Below are 15752 nucleotides of genomic sequence, written 5' to 3'. Positions count from 1 at the left end.
AAGCAATGAGTAGAAAAGTATGTCCACACTAACAAAAGGGAGGGAGTAGCATGAAAAGATTTTTACTTGTAAGTATTTTCGCTATCTTGATACTTGCGGCGATTTTGAACTTTGCAGTTGACGTAGGGATTGTTCTTCCAACGAATGTTGAACCAAGATGGTTACAAGATGAAGCAAGGTTTAGAGAACTTTTGAAAAACACCAAGTATTCAGTTGAGATTCTTTACAGTCAAGGTTCACCAGCAACTGAAAGACAAAACGTTGAAGCACTTATTTCAAAAGGTATGAAAGTACTCATTATATGTCCACACGATGCCGTTGCAGCAGCAGCTTCCGCAGAACTTGCAAAGAAAAATGGTGTGTTTGTAATTTCTTATGATAGGCTTATTATGAACACAGATGCTGTTGACTATTACGTCACATTCGATAGCGTTGAAGTTGGAAGACAGATGGGAAGATTCCTTGTTAGCAAAGTTAAATCAGGTACAAAGAATAATCCACTTTATCTTTACGCAGGTGCACTTTCTGACAACAATTCCTTCTTATTCTTCCAAGGAGCTTGGGAAATCCTCCAGCCAGAGATAGCAAAGGGTACTTTTAGAATCATAAACTCTACGGAAGCTGAGAAAGTCAAAAACAAGAAAGAACTTACAAGAGACGAAATGGCAAAAATAATTGGTCAAGTTACAACGAACTGGGATTTCAACGTTGCAAAGAAAAAGGCAGAAGATGATCTTACAAAAGCGAAGGCAACGGATAAAGGCACCGTCTATATTCTTGCACCAAATGATGGCACAGCAAGAGCTATAGCGGATGCTTTCAGAGCAGATAAAGCTGTTAAAGAATATTTTATCACTGGTCAGGATGCAGAAAAGGCTTCCGTGCAGTATATCATTGACGGTAAACAGTCGATGACCGTCTTCAAAGATACAAGAGTACTTGCAAGAGATGCCATTAATCTTGCTCAACAACTCCTAGAAGGGAAAAAGCCAACCGCAACAGCAACTTATGATAATGGAAAGAAAAAGGTTCCAGCTATTCAATCAGAAATAGTTACTGTTACAAAAGAAAACGTTAAAAAAATGCTTATAGAGTCTGGCTATTATAAAGAATCGGATTTCAAGTGGTAAGTAAATACTCCTCTCAACATTTCAAGAAAATCCATAGTAAGGTGGCGTGAGAAACCGCCACCTTACTATTAGAAAATCATTTAAGGGAAATTTTGAGGAAGGTGGTGCCGAAATGAAAGATTACATTTTGGAAATGAGGGGAATTACAAAGGAATTTCCTGGTGTTAGAGCTCTTGATAATGTGGATTTGAAAGTCAAACGTGGGGAAATTCATTGTTTAGTAGGAGAAAATGGATCAGGAAAGTCAACATTGATGAAAATCTTAAGTGGATTTTATCCGTACGGAGATTATAAAGGTGAAATTATATTTGAAGGACAAATCCAGAAATTCCGACATATCCACGATAGCGAGAAAATAGGAATAGTAACTATCTATCAGGAACTTGCACTTATACCGGAATTGACTGTTTATGAGAACATCTTTTTAGGTCATGAGATAAGAAGTGGTAAATTTATCGATTGGAATAAAACGATAAAGATGGCAAAGGAGGTTCTTCAAAAAATAAAGCCAGATCTTGACACTTCAAGAAAGGTAAAAGATCTTGGTGTTGGACATCAACAAATCGTTGAAATAGCCAAAGCATTGAGCAAAAATGTCAAATTGTTGATCCTTGACGAACCAACTTCTTCACTGAATGAAGATGATAGCGAGAATTTACTTAGAATAATAAGAGATTTGAAAAGCCACGGAATTACATCCATATTAATCTCTCACAAACTAAAAGAGGTTGTAGAAGTAGCTGATTCGATAACCATATTAAGAGATGGCAAGATGGTTGCACGACTTGATAAGAAAGAGGAATTTAATGAAAACAACATAATTAAATACATGGTTGGTAGAGAGATAGAAGATATATATCCAAAAAGGAAGAAACGAGAATTTGGAGAGAAGATTTTTGAGGTGAAAAACTGGAAAGCTTTTGACAGAAAACTTGACAGATATGTTGTAAAAGATGCTAGTATGTACGTAAGAAAAGGTGAGATCGTTGGTATAGCAGGTCTCATGGGTGCAGGTAGAACAGAATTTGCTTTAAGTCTTTTTGGGAACACAAAAGATTACATAGTCGAGGGAGAAATGATATTTGACGGAAAAAAAGGACGCTTTTCGAATCCTTCGGAGGCTATTAAGGCAGGTTTTGCGTACCTTTCAGAGGATAGAAAAGGAAATGGCTTGATACTTGATTTTGATGTTAAGACAAACATTACCATAACCGGTTTAAAGAAGTTAGTTAAAGGTTTTTTTGTAGATAAAAATGAAGAAATAGTAGTTGCTAATAATTTTAAAGAGTCACTCAAAATTAAAACGCCAACGGTGGAACAAAAGGTGGTTAATCTCAGTGGCGGAAACCAACAAAAAGTTGCGATAGCAAAGTGGCTTTTTGTTAAGCCAAAACTTTTGATCCTTGATGAACCAACAAGGGGTATAGATGTTGGCGCAAAATATGAGATATATACATTAATGAATAAATTGGTTGAAGAAGAAGGAATGAGTATTATCATGATATCTTCAGAACTTCCAGAAGTGCTTGGAATGAGTGACAGAATTTACGTAATGTCTGGTGGGAGGATTGTCGGTGAGCTGAGTAAAGAAGAAGCAACTCAAGAAAGAATAATGGCAATGGCAGTTGACTATTAATCTATAGACTTAATTATAATATTATAAAGGAGGAAAGACTATGAACTTTTTTCAGGAGTTATGGGGTATTTTGAAGAAGAACATCCGTGACTATGGTATGTACATTGCACTTGGAGTTATTATGCTTATATTTACCATCCTCACAAACGGGTTGTTTTTCTCTTCCAGGAATATCAGCAATTTGTTCAATCAAATGGGTTATATAGCTGTTTTGGCTGTTGGAATGACACTTGTTATAGTTATTAGGCACATAGATTTATCCGTTGGGTTTATGGCAGGTTTTCTCGGCGCTATTGCTGCACGATTACTGAGGGAAGGTTTTCCGGTTGTGCCAACAATAATTTTGGTTATCGTTCTTGGTACGATATTCGGACTTGTTAATGGTTTTTGGGTAGCTCAAGTTGGTCTTCCTGCGTTTGTTGCAACGTTGGCAGGAATGTTGATATTTAGGGGAGCGCTTTTACTTTTTACTCAAGCAACTGGAACCATAATTGTAATGAACGATAATTTCAACGCAATAGGAAACGGATATATACCTGATATTATCCGACACGGAAATGTTCATGTTTTGACCCTGATCATAGGCTTTTTTGCAATTGTGTTTTATATTTTTTCTGAAATTCGTACAAGAAACAACAAGCTTAGGTACGATTTCGAAGTTCTTTCGCTAAGAATGTTTGTACTAAAGCTTGTTTTCGTTAGCTCAATAATCATGTATGTGTTTTGGACTCTTGCAAATTACAATGGTTTATCTTGGACTTTGATTATTACTTTAGCAGTTACTTTTGTTTACCATATTTTAACGACAAAAACAGTTCTTGGAAGGCATATTTATGCGGTAGGTGGGAACCCTGAAGCAGCAAGATTGAGTGGTATAGATGTAAAGAAAATTACTCTGTTTGTATTTGGTTCTATGGGGTTTTTGACGGCGATTTCTGGGATTCTTTATACATCGAGGTTACAGTCCGCAACACCCGATGCTGGAACATTGTTCGAGCTTGACGCAATAGCAGCTGCATATGTTGGAGGTGTTTCCGCTGCAGGCGGTGTTGGTAAGGTAACTAATTCATTGATAGGTGCGCTTGTTATGGCATCATTGATCAATGGTATGAATTTGCTTGGTGTGGGCATATCTTTGCAATATATAATAAGAGGGGGCGTATTGATAGCGGCAGTTGTCTTTGATATAAAAACAAGAAGTAAAATAAGTTAATCAGTCGATTTTTGGGAGGAATATGAGTTGAAAAAAATTCTCCATTCTACAATGAAGGAAAACAACTACGCACTGATACTAAGAACCATAATGCACAACAAATCTATAGAAAGAGTAAATTTAGTCAGGCAAACTGGTTTATCACCAAGTACTGTGACAAGATGCGTCTCGCAACTTGTTCAAAACAAAGTTATATTGGAGACAGGTCCGTCTGAGCAGAGTGGAGTCGGAAGAAAGGCTATAAATCTCGAAGTTAATCCAGAAATATTGAACGTTTTGCTAATTGACATAGGTGCAGAAAGAACAAATTATGCCTTAGGAAAGGCAAATGGCAATATGGTTAAGCTTGAGTCTACAAAAACTCCTGACGAGTTTGAGGAAATTATTGGAGATGTACTTTCAATAATAAGAAGTTGTAACAATATTAGCGTAGTGGCATTTTCAATACCAGGAATGGTTGATACTGATAATGATACAATACTCTTTGTTCCGAGCAAAGGTTGGAAAAATATAAAGATAGAAATTCCGGGTAAGGTTGTTTACGCTGATAATGAAGCTAACTTGGGAATGATAGCTGAAGCATTCCAGCATGAAGAAATAAGAAAATCAAAATGTTCTGTTTTTGTAACAGTGAGAGAAGGTGTTGGAACAGGTTTATGGATAAATGGTGAAATTTTTAGAGGGCCTTCGTTTACCGCAGGTGAATTTGGGCACACGATATTTGATTTAAGCAGTAATTTGAAGTGTCACTGTGGAAATGTTGGATGTCTTGAAGAATACGTATCTATATCTTCGTTTTTTGGAAAAAGCAACAAAGATTGGAAAAAACATCTCAACAAGCTTTACAATTCTAATGATGAAAGAATAGAAAACTACGTTGAGTTATTGACGAAGGCATTAACAAACATTGTAAATGCATTGAATCCGGAGTATCTTATAATCGGAGGAGAATTGTCCGGTTTAGTTGAAGAATTTTATAAATATATTGAAAAAAAGTTGAAAGAAAAAGTACTTGAACATTCAAGAAACATTCTAAAGGTTTTGCCATCAACATTTACCCATGATACTTATCTGTACGGTGCATTATATGCGGTATTAGAAGAATACTTTATTCCAGAAACTATTCAGCGGCTATAAATAAAAGTGGGCAGTTTAAACTGCCCACTTTGTTTTTCCTAAGGTTAGAATTTAACGTTTGGTACTTGTTCTGCTTCTGGCTTGGCTTCGAAATATTGTTTTTCAACAAACCGATTACCTGCTATGAAAAAGTAAGGAAATCTTTTGATAAGAGTATTGTACTCTCTCACAGCATCGTTATAATCTTTTCGTGCAACTGCTATTCTGTTTTCCGTACCTGCTAATTCATCCATAAGTTGTCTGAAGTTTGCGTCAGATTTCAGAGTTGGATAATTCTCAACCACAACAAGCAGTCGTGAAAGCACACTAGAAAGCTCTTGGTTTGCAGTAGCTTGTTCTTGAGGTGTTTGTGCTCCTGCAAGTTTTGCTCGTGCGTTTGCAAGTGCCTCAAATATTTCGCGTTCTTGGGCAGCATAACCTTTTACTGTTTCAACAAGATTCGGGATCAGATCAGCTCTACGTTGCAGCTGGTTTTGTATCTGACTATAACTTGCCTGAACTTTTTGTTCGAGTTCCACCATCTTGTTGTAAGCTCCTATTATCCAAAAAACAGTTATCAAAACAATTACCAGAACTACTAAAATAACCAAAGTCGATTTTTTCAACCGGAACACCCCCTTGTTTGTTCTAGGCTCAGATTAATCGTATTTCATTTCTATATAATTGTTTGATGCATTCCATAACATGTATTCATTTATTCCAAGATCTTCAAGTGCTTTTATTTGTTTTCTAATTTCCTCTTCACCGTACTTTATATGCCCTTTTACCCAAGTTGCGGTAAAGGACTGTATCCATGGCCTGATGCGTGCTGGTGAATGGAGATACTTATTCCTGACTATACCATCAAGTACAGAATTGTAAACTGTTTCGTAGGGATATGCATCTGGAACGGGTAAATTGAAGCACCCATTTGCATAATGGCTTGGATAAACCATTGGACACACATAGTCAATTACACTGGAGATCATTTCCCAATGTTGCCCTATCCCAAGGTCGTCAATAACCGAAGAAACAAGTCCGAATATATCAGCTGTTAGAGGTACTCCATATGGCTCCAATTCTTGTTTTGAACGAAGAAGGAATTTGTAAATTGCCTCTGCCATTGTTTCATTATCTTTTTGCCTTAAGTTAACTCTCTCTTTCACAGCTTTTGTGAGTTCCGGGAATCTTACATAGTCGTACTGTATTTCATCAAATCCAACTTCTATAGCCTCTTTCGCAATTTCTATATTGTACTGCCATAACTCTCTATCATATGCTGATGCCCAAGGAACTTTGTACACCCCCATGTAAGGCTCTCCTGTGTCCTTAAATACTATGGCCCTGTCCATATGTGTTCTTGCATAAGTTGGATCTTTAAAACACACTATTCGTGCGATAAGGTACACACCCTGAGCTTTTAAATCATTTAATATCTCTCTAATTTCTTGTTTTGTGTAAGCAGTAAACTTACTTGCATCTGGAGAGTATTTAACACTTACATCCGACTTGAACAAAATCATTCCATCATCATCTTTAACATCTATTACAAAAGCGTTTAGATTATTCCTTTTAAGAAACTCAACGTAAAATTTCAATTTGTCTTTATTCGACGCAGTGGCTCTTGAAAGATATATGCCTCGCACATTTTGAACCTTAGCTGCAAATTTTTTTCTTGGTTGCAAAGAGATATCTTTTGGATTTGAGGTCACGTATTTTGCGACAGGAGTAATATGCAAACTTTTAATCCAACCTTGCTTTGGACTTTCAGGATCTTTCTTATCATAGTAAATTACGTAAGAGTATTTTTCTCCTTCGAGTTCTTTTTCTTCAACAATTTTGACAAATGTACCATATCTAACTTTTCCGACAACATTTCTTGTCTCTAAGGAATCAAAAAGAAGAACTCCGCCGGTACTTACAAAGGCATATTCATCTATCGAGTTAATCTTTGGATTTAGTTTTTCAGAGGTTTTTTGGGATAACTCTTCAAGTCTTTTATCAGGATCTGTTAATGTAGGTTCTTGGGTTATTAAAATTAGATTTTCAGAAGTTTTAATTGGCTCTTCAGAAGCTGGTTTAGGACTTTTTGCCGGTTCAGGATTTTTTAATGTAGTATCTGTGTTATCGCTGCTATTTAGCGACTGTTGTGAATCTCTTGAGTTAATTGCTGATTCTTTCTGGGTTTTATCTTTTACACTTGTTTTTGGAGTTTCATAACTTAAAGGGGTTGGAGTATTGGTAGCATTAACATGGGTACCTAAGTGTTCCATCTCGCTGTCTAAAATCTCTAAGTATTCTTGATTTGTACTGGATGATTCTTTTTGAGGCTCTTGGACAACTGCCAACGTCTTTGTGGCTTCCTCTGTGGTTGGTGTTGCTTCAACGGTCTTTTCTGAAACAGTCTGCTGTTTTAATAAATCGAGACTCTTTTTTGCAAATGCTTTCTCTGACCATGAAATGAAGAAAATATAGGTAAATAAAGAGACACTTATAATTACGGATATCAGAAACATCTTTAAAGCTAGTTTACCAAATTTTTCAGAATTCATACGTTTCCAAGTTAACTTACCCTGCTGGCTCAATTTGTAGATTTTGTTTAAGAATGCGTACTGCTTTTGTTCTTTCTTTTTGTTCAATTTTTCCCCACGAGCCATCCTCAAAATCCCTCCATTCTAAGTTTTATTTTTTAAATTTGCGTAGATATTATACCACTATACTCTTTTTTCGTGAAGCCAACAAGAAATTTAAAATACTTATTGACTTTTTATTCCAAAGGGTGTATAATGAATCAACCGCTATAAATAGCGGTCAGAAATTGAGATTTTAGGAGGCGTTGTTACATGAAAGGTACAGTTAAGTGGTTTGATGCAAAGAAAGGCTATGGCTTTATTACGAAAGAAGATGGAGAAGACATCTTCGTTCATTATAGTGCTATTCAAGCTGAGGGTTACAAGACATTGAAGGAAGGCGACAAAGTAGAGTTTGATGTTCAAAACGGTCAGAAGGGTCCTCAAGCAGCTAATGTCAAGGTTATAAAGTAAACTTTCAGGATGAGAATAAGCCCCCTTATAAAGGGGGCTTCATTTTTTACTCGCTAGAGTCTGACTTTGCAGAACTCTTATTGTCAGTTACGTAAAATCCACTGCCCTTGAAGACTATGCCAACTCTGCCAATTGAGCGATTCATCAAATTTCCACACTTGCTACAACTTATCGATGGGTTATCGTTTAGGTTGTGAAGGTGAACTTCTTCGTTTCCACACTTTGAGCAAGTGTATCTGTACATTGGCATGTTTTTCACCTCCCAAAGAGTGTTTAGATTTATCTTTCTATTTAATTATTATACTACATACGGTTGTTATTTCAAGTAACTTCAAAATTTCTTGTAGGTTAATCTTTCTCAGCACTTTATAATGTTAATTTCATAACATGCTTGTTCGGTTTTTGCCATTAGATTTTGAAATATAGAGTGCATCATCAGCTCTTCTCAGAAAAGTCTCGATTGTATCATCCCCTCTTAGTTGCGTGACACCAAGACTTATCGTCGCTTTATATGGTAAATTTTGAAATTCTTCTTCTACCTTTCTGCGAATTCTCTCTGCAATTGAATATGCTGCATTAATATCGGCTTCTGGAAGTAATATCAGTATTTCCTCGCCTCCCATTCTAATTGGAAAGTCGCTCATCCTGATATTTCTTAATATTACTTCTCCTATTTTTTTAAGTACCTCGTCACCTATGGCATGACCAAACGTATCGTTGATCTTTTTGAAATTGTCGGCGTCTATAGCTATTGCGGACAAGGGTATTCGATCGACTTTGCTTGTTACGTATAATCTTTCAATCTGTGAATTAAAAACATATCTTGTTAAAAGACCGGTTAGGACATCTTTTTCAAGAAGTCTTCTAACTTCTTCATTAAGAGCTCTCAAACTTGCATTCTTGCTCTCAAGTTCTTTCAGGTAAACGTTTATTTGCTCTCTTTGTATAAGATATTGTTTTATAGCCCTTGCAAGTTCACCAACTTCGTCTGATTGATAAATATACTTCTCAACAGAATCAGGTGTGTTGTTTTTAATTGAGTACTCTATATCATGAAGAGGTAAAATAACTGACTTTGCAATTGAAGGTCCAAGTATGAGCATAAACACCAAGAATAGAGTCGAAAATGCCAAAGTCAGAAAAATTGCATTTATCAATACACTTCTAAAAACCAGCGACGTTTTTTCACATACAAGATAACCAATTACTTCACCTTTACTGTTTTTAAAAGCCTTTGAAAATGTGATAGTTTCGTTAAAGGTGTTTTTGGTTTTTCGATACTTGGTTTCAAAAGTTATTTTTGATGCAGTTTTCTTTTCGAGCTTTAATATCTCTTCTATGTCCAATAACCTTCCTACAACGAATATCCCAATTGGGTTACTTCTCTTAACATCCACTGTTCTTGCTATGGGGTATGCGTATATTTCTATAGGAAATGAAGAACCAGGCGGCATTTCAAAGAAATGTGATGCTTTGTTAATATCAATTTTCATATTCGCCAAGAAGAAATTTAAACTGTGATTCACAGAAGAAATAAATACAGGCTTTTCAAAGGAGTAAACGCCGACAAATTCTATTCCAAATTTTTGAAGATAGTTTATGTTCAGATATTTGTTTTCAAATTCTTTATTTTGACTTTGAACATAGTAGTACATATCATCCCAAAGTGAATAATCTTGTGCCAATGTTTTTATTGACTCAGAGTCAGATTCTACTATAGAACTCACAAGAGAAGAAAACAACTCACTCTCATTTTCTAAACTTTTCGATATGTTATTCATTACCAAAATTATAAAAATGAGTAGAATACCAAGGAATGTTAGGAATAAATACAAGAACAAACGCCTTATTCTAACTTTTAAGGATGGTTGTACATCTTGTTTTTTTAACATAAATGTTCCCCCAAAAACTATTTTTCTCGTTACCAACTAATTATATCATAATCTTGACAAAGGATGGTGGGTTGTTTTAAAATATATCAAGAATACTTAAGCAATGAGTTTTAATTAAAGTTGTTTAGCAAAAAGATTTTGGTATTTTTTCCAAAAAGTGGTTGACAAAAAATCGACGTATGATATAATAAACAACGGTCATCAGTGTAGTTCCGGCGTAGCTCAACCGGTAGAGCGGGTGGCTGTTAACCACTAGGCTGGGGGTTCGAGTCCCTCCGCCGGAGCCAAGTTAAAAAAGAGCGGTTTTAGCCGCTCTTTTTTTATTGCACTTTATCAACCGTAATCGAAAAATTTTGTTCGTGGTTTTAACTTCTTATATCATGCTACCTTCACTATACATTGATATGTCTTCACTTTTTAGCTTCTCGCTTAATTTTTTTAGATGATCTTTTTCCTCTTTTATTATTTCTTCTACTGGTTTTGGATCTGGAACAAGCATTTTGATTTCATTATAGTATATTATAGAGTCTTTTTCAACTTCAATTGCCTTCCTTAATGCTCCAAGCAGTGTTTCAGGTATGTCTTCTTTTTCCACCTCTGGAAAGATGAACGTCTTAGCGTAAGTTTCAGCGTAACCCATCACTTCTTCGTTTTGCCATGTTGCAAAATTGCTTTCGTTTTCGTACTTCTTCATAATTTCTTCAAAGCGTTTTGCATGATCTCTTTCTTGATTGGCAAGTTCTTGAAAAAGATTTTTTAATTCCCCAGAAACTTTTTCAGATAACTTCATATAGTAAGAATAGCCGGTTCCCTCTACCTTGATAGCTATCGCTAACAAATCTTTACCTGTCATCTAATATCCCTCCTTTTGAATATTTCAAATATGTTGTCACCGCATGGGTGCATTCTTATTATATCATACTCTTCACATACCTTTTCCAGTTTTTCATTTGCACATGTGGTTTGTCAGGAAAATCCTTCCATCTTCCACCCCATTCAAGACCAAGCTTTTCAGCGATCTTACCACATTTTTCCCACAGTTTGTCATCATTCCAAATAACTTTGCCGTTTACAATAGGGACAAAGTCAAACGCGAGTCCGTAACAATGTGGAGAATCTTTCGACAGAGTTACTATTTTATTTTCTTGAGCCGATATGGGTGTTAGACCAACCTTTTTTCTTGCGGTGTTTACTACCTCGACAGGAGCTCTTCCTTGCAAGAATAAAGCTTCCTGCTCTTCTTTTGTTCTCAATGTGTTGTAAATCTTGACTTTTATTCCATCTTCGCGACATCTTTCAACGAATTTATGAGCCAATTGCTTGAAATCACTTTGTAGTTTTTCCAAATTGTCTAACATTTTTTCACCCCAATAAGATATATCTACAGCTATGTGTGGTATAATTGGATTAAGTTTTTACAGAGTTTTGAGTGTCGAATTCATGTTCATATTTCTAATGAATGAGGAGGGGATGTAAGATGGAACATTATGGTTGGCTTAGTCTTCTGCCGCCTGTTTTGACGGTTGCTTTAGCTTTGATAACGAAAGAAGTTGTCTTTTCACTTTTTACTGGTGTCTTTGTTGGTTATCTTATTGTGAACAACTGGAATCCTCTCGCAGCCTTGATCAGTTCAACTGATGGCATTGCAAAGTCTTTGAACGATGGTTGGAACATAAGAATTGTGCTCTTCTGTGCTTTACTTGGTGCCTTTGTCGGACTAATGCAGGCAACAGGTGCGGCACATGCTTTTGGAAGGTGGATGGCTTCTAAGGTTAAGAGCAGGGTCGGAACTCTTATGATCACCTGGTTGTTTGGAATTTTTATATTCATCGATGATTATTTTAATTCGCTAACGATAGGTACGGTTATGAGACCTGTTACAGATGAGCAAAAGATTTCTCGAGCAAAACTTGCTTATATTCTAGATTCAACGGCTGCACCTGTTAGTGTTCTAGCTCCTATATCGAGTTGGGTTGTTACCATAATGAGTATTATTAAAGGTTCAGATGGTTTTTCAAAACTTGGTGTGAGTGAATTTACATTTTTTATAATGCTCATACCAATAAATTTGTATGCTATTTTGGCTATTTTAATGGTTTTACAGACAACACTTCGAAAAGACTTTGGGCCTATGGCGAGAAGTGAGAAGAGAGCAATAAAAGGCTTAGGTTTGTACGATGAAAGCTTTGGACAACCAACAGGAGAAATAAGGGAAGAGATTGTAGTAAAAGAGCGTGCTAAGGCAATTGATATGGTCTTACCTATATTGGTTCTCGTTGGATTAGCTGTGGTCTTTTTTCCTATTACAACTTATCTTGGAGCAATCGATGGTGAGAATATACATAACTTCAGAGAGGCTGTAAAGTCGATGAGTTTAAAAGATGCATTTAACAACACAGACGCTTCAAAAGCTTTATTTTATGCTTCAATATATACACTTGTATTCTCCTCAATTTATTTTATGTTAAGAGGGTTACTCACTATTCAAAAGGTAGGAGAAGCTATTATTAGTGGTATAAAATCGATGGTACCTGCACTTGTTATACTAACACTTGCTTGGACGATAGGTAGTGTTATAAAGTCATCTCCTGCAGACGGTGGACTTGGTCTTTCCAAATTTTTAGCCCACGTTGTCACAACTGGTAACTTCCCAATTTGGGCACTTCCTGTGGTTGTTTTTCTTATTGCTGCAGCAATCTCGTTCTCTACTGGTACAAGTTGGGGAACATTTTCAATAATGATACCTATTACTATGCCCATAGCAGTTGCACTTGCTGAAAAATCAGGAGCAGGTCTTATGAATACTGCTTTAGTTTCAATAGGTGCTGCGGTTGGTGGAGCCATATTCGGAGATCATTGTTCTCCAATTTCTGATACTACAATACTGTCTTCCACAGGTGCCGCTTGTCCACATCTTGAGCATGTTACGACGCAAATACCGTACGCAGTGTTTGTAATGATCGTTTCCGCAATAGGATATTTCATCGCAGGAATTTTTGATAATCCAATTGGGGGATTGGTATCTGCCGTAATTGTTTTCTTCGTAAGCTACGAAGTTGTTTCAAGGTTTTGGAAAGAACGAGAATCTGAATAACCAAAAATAAAAGAGCCCCTGAAGGGGCTCTTTTATTTTCACTTTATCTCAAGCCAGCAATCGTCCATTATCAATGGGTCTGTGGGATTGCCTCCACCCATTATGTAGGCTTTTGGTTCTTGTTGTAGTGGTCTAAATTTGCTTTCAATACCGTCGTAGTCCCAACTTGTGATGTATATCGTCCAACCAGCGAAATCGCTCGGATTACCGATCCAGTCACCTTTAATTATCATCTTCACCCATCCATCTTCTACAAAGATTTCTGGAGAACCAACTTGAATACCAAACTTATCCTTTCTTGCTCCTTGAGCGGTGTAAATGGCACTTGACCAACCTGTTGCAAATATTTCATAGTCCCAGTCCCAATCAGAAAACTCATAATTTTGTAATGGTAGGAATTTCACACCTACCTTTTTTGGATCGTCTATGAATATTTGATACGTAACATGATCGAATCCAAAAGGAGGTCCCCAACTTTTTGTAAGATCTCTCGGTTTGACAGAGATTATCAGAGTACTCCCTATACTTTCAACTTTGGCTTCAAGGATGTCCATCTGACGTTTAAATGTTACATCAGTTGGGTATAAATATGTACCAAAAGGACCAACATCGTCGTCCAATTCATCTTTTGTTTCAGCGAGTAGCTTCTTCTCGAGTTCTACGTAGAACAGGATTTCCTCGGTGTAAATTGTATCTTTAACATTTCTTCCCACTGCTCTAATAAGTAGCGTGTGTTCACCTGGATCAAGTTTGAACGGATCGATAACGAATGAGAACTTTCCATCTTTTGGTTCTATTTTCAATTCATTTTCAACTTTTCTGTCAATGTAAAGATATACTGTTCTTGCATTGGTTTCTCCTTTGACTTCATAAAGTTTTGTCACTTTCTCTCCGCTTTTTACTCCAATATTTACATATACGTTAGGTTTGTATACTTCTTCTTTTTGCTTTGATACCGCGAATATGGTAAGACTTCTTCCCGGGATTCTAAATGTTATGTATCCTTGTTCTTTTACAACTATTGGTGTACTTGTACCCCCTGTTGCGTTGTATATTGGTTCAAGTACTGTACCAGGATCATAATGAGATTTGAAATTCGTTATTCTCGGTTCATTTGACGTATTCAGCACCACAAAAAGTTCTTCTTGCTCCGATGTTAATGTGTAAACAAGAAGACCAGCACCACGTTTTTCAGAAAGCAAAACCTTAACTTCACCGTACCGAGTTGCTGGGTGCGATTTTCTAAATTCTATAGCTTCCTTTATGAATTTGTACATATCACTTTCAACATTGAAATGATCTTGACCCATAGAGCCCCAGCCATTTTTGAACATGGAAGCTCTTGTTTCTTCAAAGTATTGTTCTGTACCATAGTATATTACAGGGAGGCCAGGTAGAGTAAGTAACAAACCAAGCGCTTGTTTTGTTATATTCGGTGTCACACCTTTTCCGAATCGTTCCATATCGTGGTTGTCTATGAATGTTACAAGTAGTCCCTTCTTAAGGATGTTGTTTCTTAATTCAAGTCGGTAAGCAAGGTAATCTGTAGGCTGTCCACCTTTTATAACTCTTCTTATTTCCTCCATTAGTGTAAAATCAAGCATAGAGTTAAATCCATGTTCAAAATAAGATGAAATCTCATAGTCTGATGTGGATTCGTATGGCCTTGAAGAAAGCCAGGTTTCGCCGAACGCTATGAAGTCTTTTTTCAAACTGAAAACACCATCTGCTGATTTAAAGAAATCATCAAAAAATGTTTTTGGAACGTACATAGCAGTATCAACCCTGAAGCCATCCACTCCTACTTCTTTTATCCAATATGTATAAGATTCTTTAAGTGCCTTAACAACTTCAGGATTCTCGGTGTTCAGATCGTCTAATCCACTCATTTGGTAGTTCAACTTTTGGACAGGATCGTTGTAGTTACTTATATCTGGTGTCCAATGATAGATCGCTTTTTCTCTTTGTTGAGGATCGTTGTAGTTATTTAGGTTGAATGGATACTGTGTTGGCGCACTTGTTGGAATACTTCCAGTGTTTAATTCAAATTTTCCGTTTCTAAATCTGAAATAGTTTCCAACGTGATTTACTACTATATCTTGTATCAGATACATATTGTTTTTATGAAGAATGTCCGCAAGATTTTTATAATCTTGTAAATTTCCGAAATGCTCATCAACCTTTTTAAAATCACGAGCCCAATATCCATGATATCCACCGTAATTTACCCAGGGATCCCACCACTGGTTAGCTACTGGCGGTGTGATCCATATACCATCAACTCCCAAGCCTTTTATATAATTGATTTTGTCTATGATTCCTTTCAAATCACCACCACTGTACTTGGCCCCATCTCTCGGGTTGTATTCTACAGTTGCTTGGTTGTTGTTTGATGGATCTCCATCGTTGAATCGATCGATCATTATCATGTAAAGCACTCTATCTGCCCATGTGCCTTTTAAAAAGGTTGCTACATCTGCGAAAACAGTAAATGCCTGAACGATAACTATCAGGAAAACCAACAGTGTTTTACTACTGTGTCTATGCATCAAGGTATCCTCCCTTCGAATTAAGTGGATTCCAATTCTTTAGGAATCCAAATTTCAAACTACAATAATTATACCTCT

At 36.5% G+C, this 15752-nt stretch carries 13 protein-coding genes and 1 tRNA gene; 7 read left to right on the top strand and 7 right to left on the bottom strand.

The window, feature by feature from the left end; translation table 11 throughout:
• Positions 1–50: 50 nt before the first annotated feature.
• The 4 genes from chvE (at position 51) to N2Z58_02845 (ending at position 5116) form a co-directional block, all read left to right on the top strand.
• A complete protein-coding gene (gene chvE / locus N2Z58_02860) occupies positions 51–1130 on the top strand; it encodes a sugar ABC transporter substrate-binding protein (GenBank protein MCX7653604.1) in 1080 nt (359 codons plus the stop codon).
• 112 nt (positions 1131–1242) lie between these two features.
• The gene (gene gguA, locus N2Z58_02855) at positions 1243–2766 is read left to right on the top strand and encodes a sugar ABC transporter ATP-binding protein (protein ID MCX7653603.1); all 1524 of its coding nucleotides are present in this window, start codon (positions 1243–1245) and stop codon (positions 2764–2766) included.
• Positions 2767–2806: 40 nt separating this feature from the next.
• The gene (gene gguB / locus N2Z58_02850) at positions 2807–3979 is read left to right on the top strand and encodes a sugar ABC transporter permease (protein MCX7653602.1); all 1173 of its coding nucleotides are present in this window, start codon (positions 2807–2809) and stop codon (positions 3977–3979) included.
• Between the two features lie 27 nt (positions 3980–4006).
• Positions 4007–5116 (top strand): ROK family transcriptional regulator, encoded by a 1110-nt coding sequence (locus N2Z58_02845; protein MCX7653601.1) that lies wholly within the window; start codon positions 4007–4009, stop codon positions 5114–5116.
• A gap of 44 nt (positions 5117–5160) precedes the next feature.
• On the opposite strand, the gene N2Z58_02840 is transcribed toward N2Z58_02845, so the two are convergent.
• Both N2Z58_02840 and N2Z58_02835 read right to left on the bottom strand, forming a co-directional pair.
• Complete coding sequence (locus N2Z58_02840) at positions 5161–5721, bottom strand: LemA family protein (GenBank protein ID MCX7653600.1); 561 nt, start codon at positions 5719–5721, stop codon at positions 5161–5163.
• 33 nt (positions 5722–5754) lie between these two features.
• Positions 5755–7752, bottom strand: coding sequence for a putative glycoside hydrolase (locus N2Z58_02835; GenBank protein MCX7653599.1), 1998 nt, complete (start codon positions 7750–7752; stop codon positions 5755–5757).
• A gap of 186 nt (positions 7753–7938) precedes the next feature.
• On the opposite strand from N2Z58_02835, the gene N2Z58_02830 reads away from it, so the two are divergent.
• Positions 7939–8139, top strand: a complete 201-nt coding sequence (locus tag N2Z58_02830) for a cold-shock protein (protein ID MCX7653598.1) — start codon at positions 7939–7941, stop codon at positions 8137–8139.
• A 46-nt stretch (positions 8140–8185) separates the two neighbouring features.
• On the opposite strand, the gene N2Z58_02825 is transcribed toward N2Z58_02830, so the two are convergent.
• Entirely contained in the window at positions 8186–8389 is a 204-nt protein-coding gene (locus N2Z58_02825) for an FmdB family transcriptional regulator (GenBank protein ID MCX7653597.1), read from the bottom strand.
• Between the two features lie 130 nt (positions 8390–8519).
• A complete protein-coding gene (locus N2Z58_02820; GenBank protein ID MCX7653596.1) occupies positions 8520–10031 on the bottom strand; it encodes a diguanylate cyclase in 1512 nt (503 codons plus the stop codon).
• A 211-nt stretch (positions 10032–10242) separates the two neighbouring features.
• On the opposite strand from N2Z58_02820, the gene N2Z58_02815 reads away from it, so the two are divergent.
• A tRNA-Asn gene (locus N2Z58_02815) sits at positions 10243–10318 on the top strand.
• Positions 10319–10404: 86 nt separating this feature from the next.
• Here N2Z58_02815 and N2Z58_02810 read toward each other — a convergent pair.
• The gene (locus N2Z58_02810) at positions 10405–10884 is read right to left on the bottom strand and encodes a ferritin family protein (protein ID MCX7653595.1); all 480 of its coding nucleotides are present in this window, start codon (positions 10882–10884) and stop codon (positions 10405–10407) included.
• A gap of 58 nt (positions 10885–10942) precedes the next feature.
• Positions 10943–11389 carry a M15 family metallopeptidase gene (locus N2Z58_02805; GenBank protein MCX7653594.1) on the bottom strand — a complete coding sequence of 149 codons (447 nt, stop codon included), beginning with the start codon at positions 11387–11389 and terminating at the stop codon, positions 10943–10945.
• A gap of 119 nt (positions 11390–11508) precedes the next feature.
• Between N2Z58_02805 and N2Z58_02800 the strand changes: the two genes are divergently transcribed.
• Complete coding sequence (locus N2Z58_02800; GenBank protein MCX7653593.1) at positions 11509–13125, top strand: Na+/H+ antiporter NhaC family protein; 1617 nt, start codon at positions 11509–11511, stop codon at positions 13123–13125.
• Positions 13126–13163: 38 nt separating this feature from the next.
• Here N2Z58_02800 and N2Z58_02795 read toward each other — a convergent pair whose 3' ends face one another.
• On the bottom strand, positions 13164–15674 hold the full coding sequence (locus N2Z58_02795) for an alpha-amylase family glycosyl hydrolase (GenBank protein MCX7653592.1): 2511 nt from the start codon (positions 15672–15674) through the stop codon (positions 13164–13166).
• Positions 15675–15752 lie beyond the last annotated feature (78 nt).

Origin of the sequence: Fervidobacterium sp. (genome assembly GCA_026419195.1) — a bacterium.
GTDB lineage: Bacteria > Thermotogota > Thermotogae > Thermotogales > Fervidobacteriaceae > Fervidobacterium.
The sequence above is the reverse complement of the archived record's forward strand: the minus strand, read 5'-3'. Positions and strand labels throughout refer to the sequence as shown.

Bases quoted from the DNA above. Each gene is read 5' to 3' on its own strand.
- N2Z58_02825 (MCX7653597.1), bottom strand. From the start codon at position 8,389: ATGCCAATGTACAGATACACTTGCTCAAAGTGTGGAAACGAAGAAGTT.
- gguA (MCX7653603.1), top strand. From the start codon at position 1,243: ATGAAAGATTACATTTTGGAAATGAGGGGAATTACAAAGGAATTTCCT.
- N2Z58_02835 (MCX7653599.1), bottom strand. From the start codon at position 7,752: ATGGCTCGTGGGGAAAAATTGAACAAAAAGAAAGAACAAAAGCAGTAC.
- N2Z58_02800 (MCX7653593.1), top strand. From the start codon at position 11,509: ATGGAACATTATGGTTGGCTTAGTCTTCTGCCGCCTGTTTTGACGGTT.
- N2Z58_02830 (MCX7653598.1), top strand. From the start codon at position 7,939: ATGAAAGGTACAGTTAAGTGGTTTGATGCAAAGAAAGGCTATGGCTTT.
- gguB (MCX7653602.1), top strand. From the start codon at position 2,807: ATGAACTTTTTTCAGGAGTTATGGGGTATTTTGAAGAAGAACATCCGT.
- N2Z58_02820 (MCX7653596.1), bottom strand. From the start codon at position 10,031: ATGTTAAAAAAACAAGATGTACAACCATCCTTAAAAGTTAGAATAAGG.
- chvE (MCX7653604.1), top strand. From the start codon at position 51: ATGAAAAGATTTTTACTTGTAAGTATTTTCGCTATCTTGATACTTGCG.
- N2Z58_02810 (MCX7653595.1), bottom strand. From the start codon at position 10,884: ATGACAGGTAAAGATTTGTTAGCGATAGCTATCAAGGTAGAGGGAACC.
- N2Z58_02795 (MCX7653592.1), bottom strand. From the start codon at position 15,674: ATGCATAGACACAGTAGTAAAACACTGTTGGTTTTCCTGATAGTTATC.
- N2Z58_02805 (MCX7653594.1), bottom strand. From the start codon at position 11,389: ATGTTAGACAATTTGGAAAAACTACAAAGTGATTTCAAGCAATTGGCT.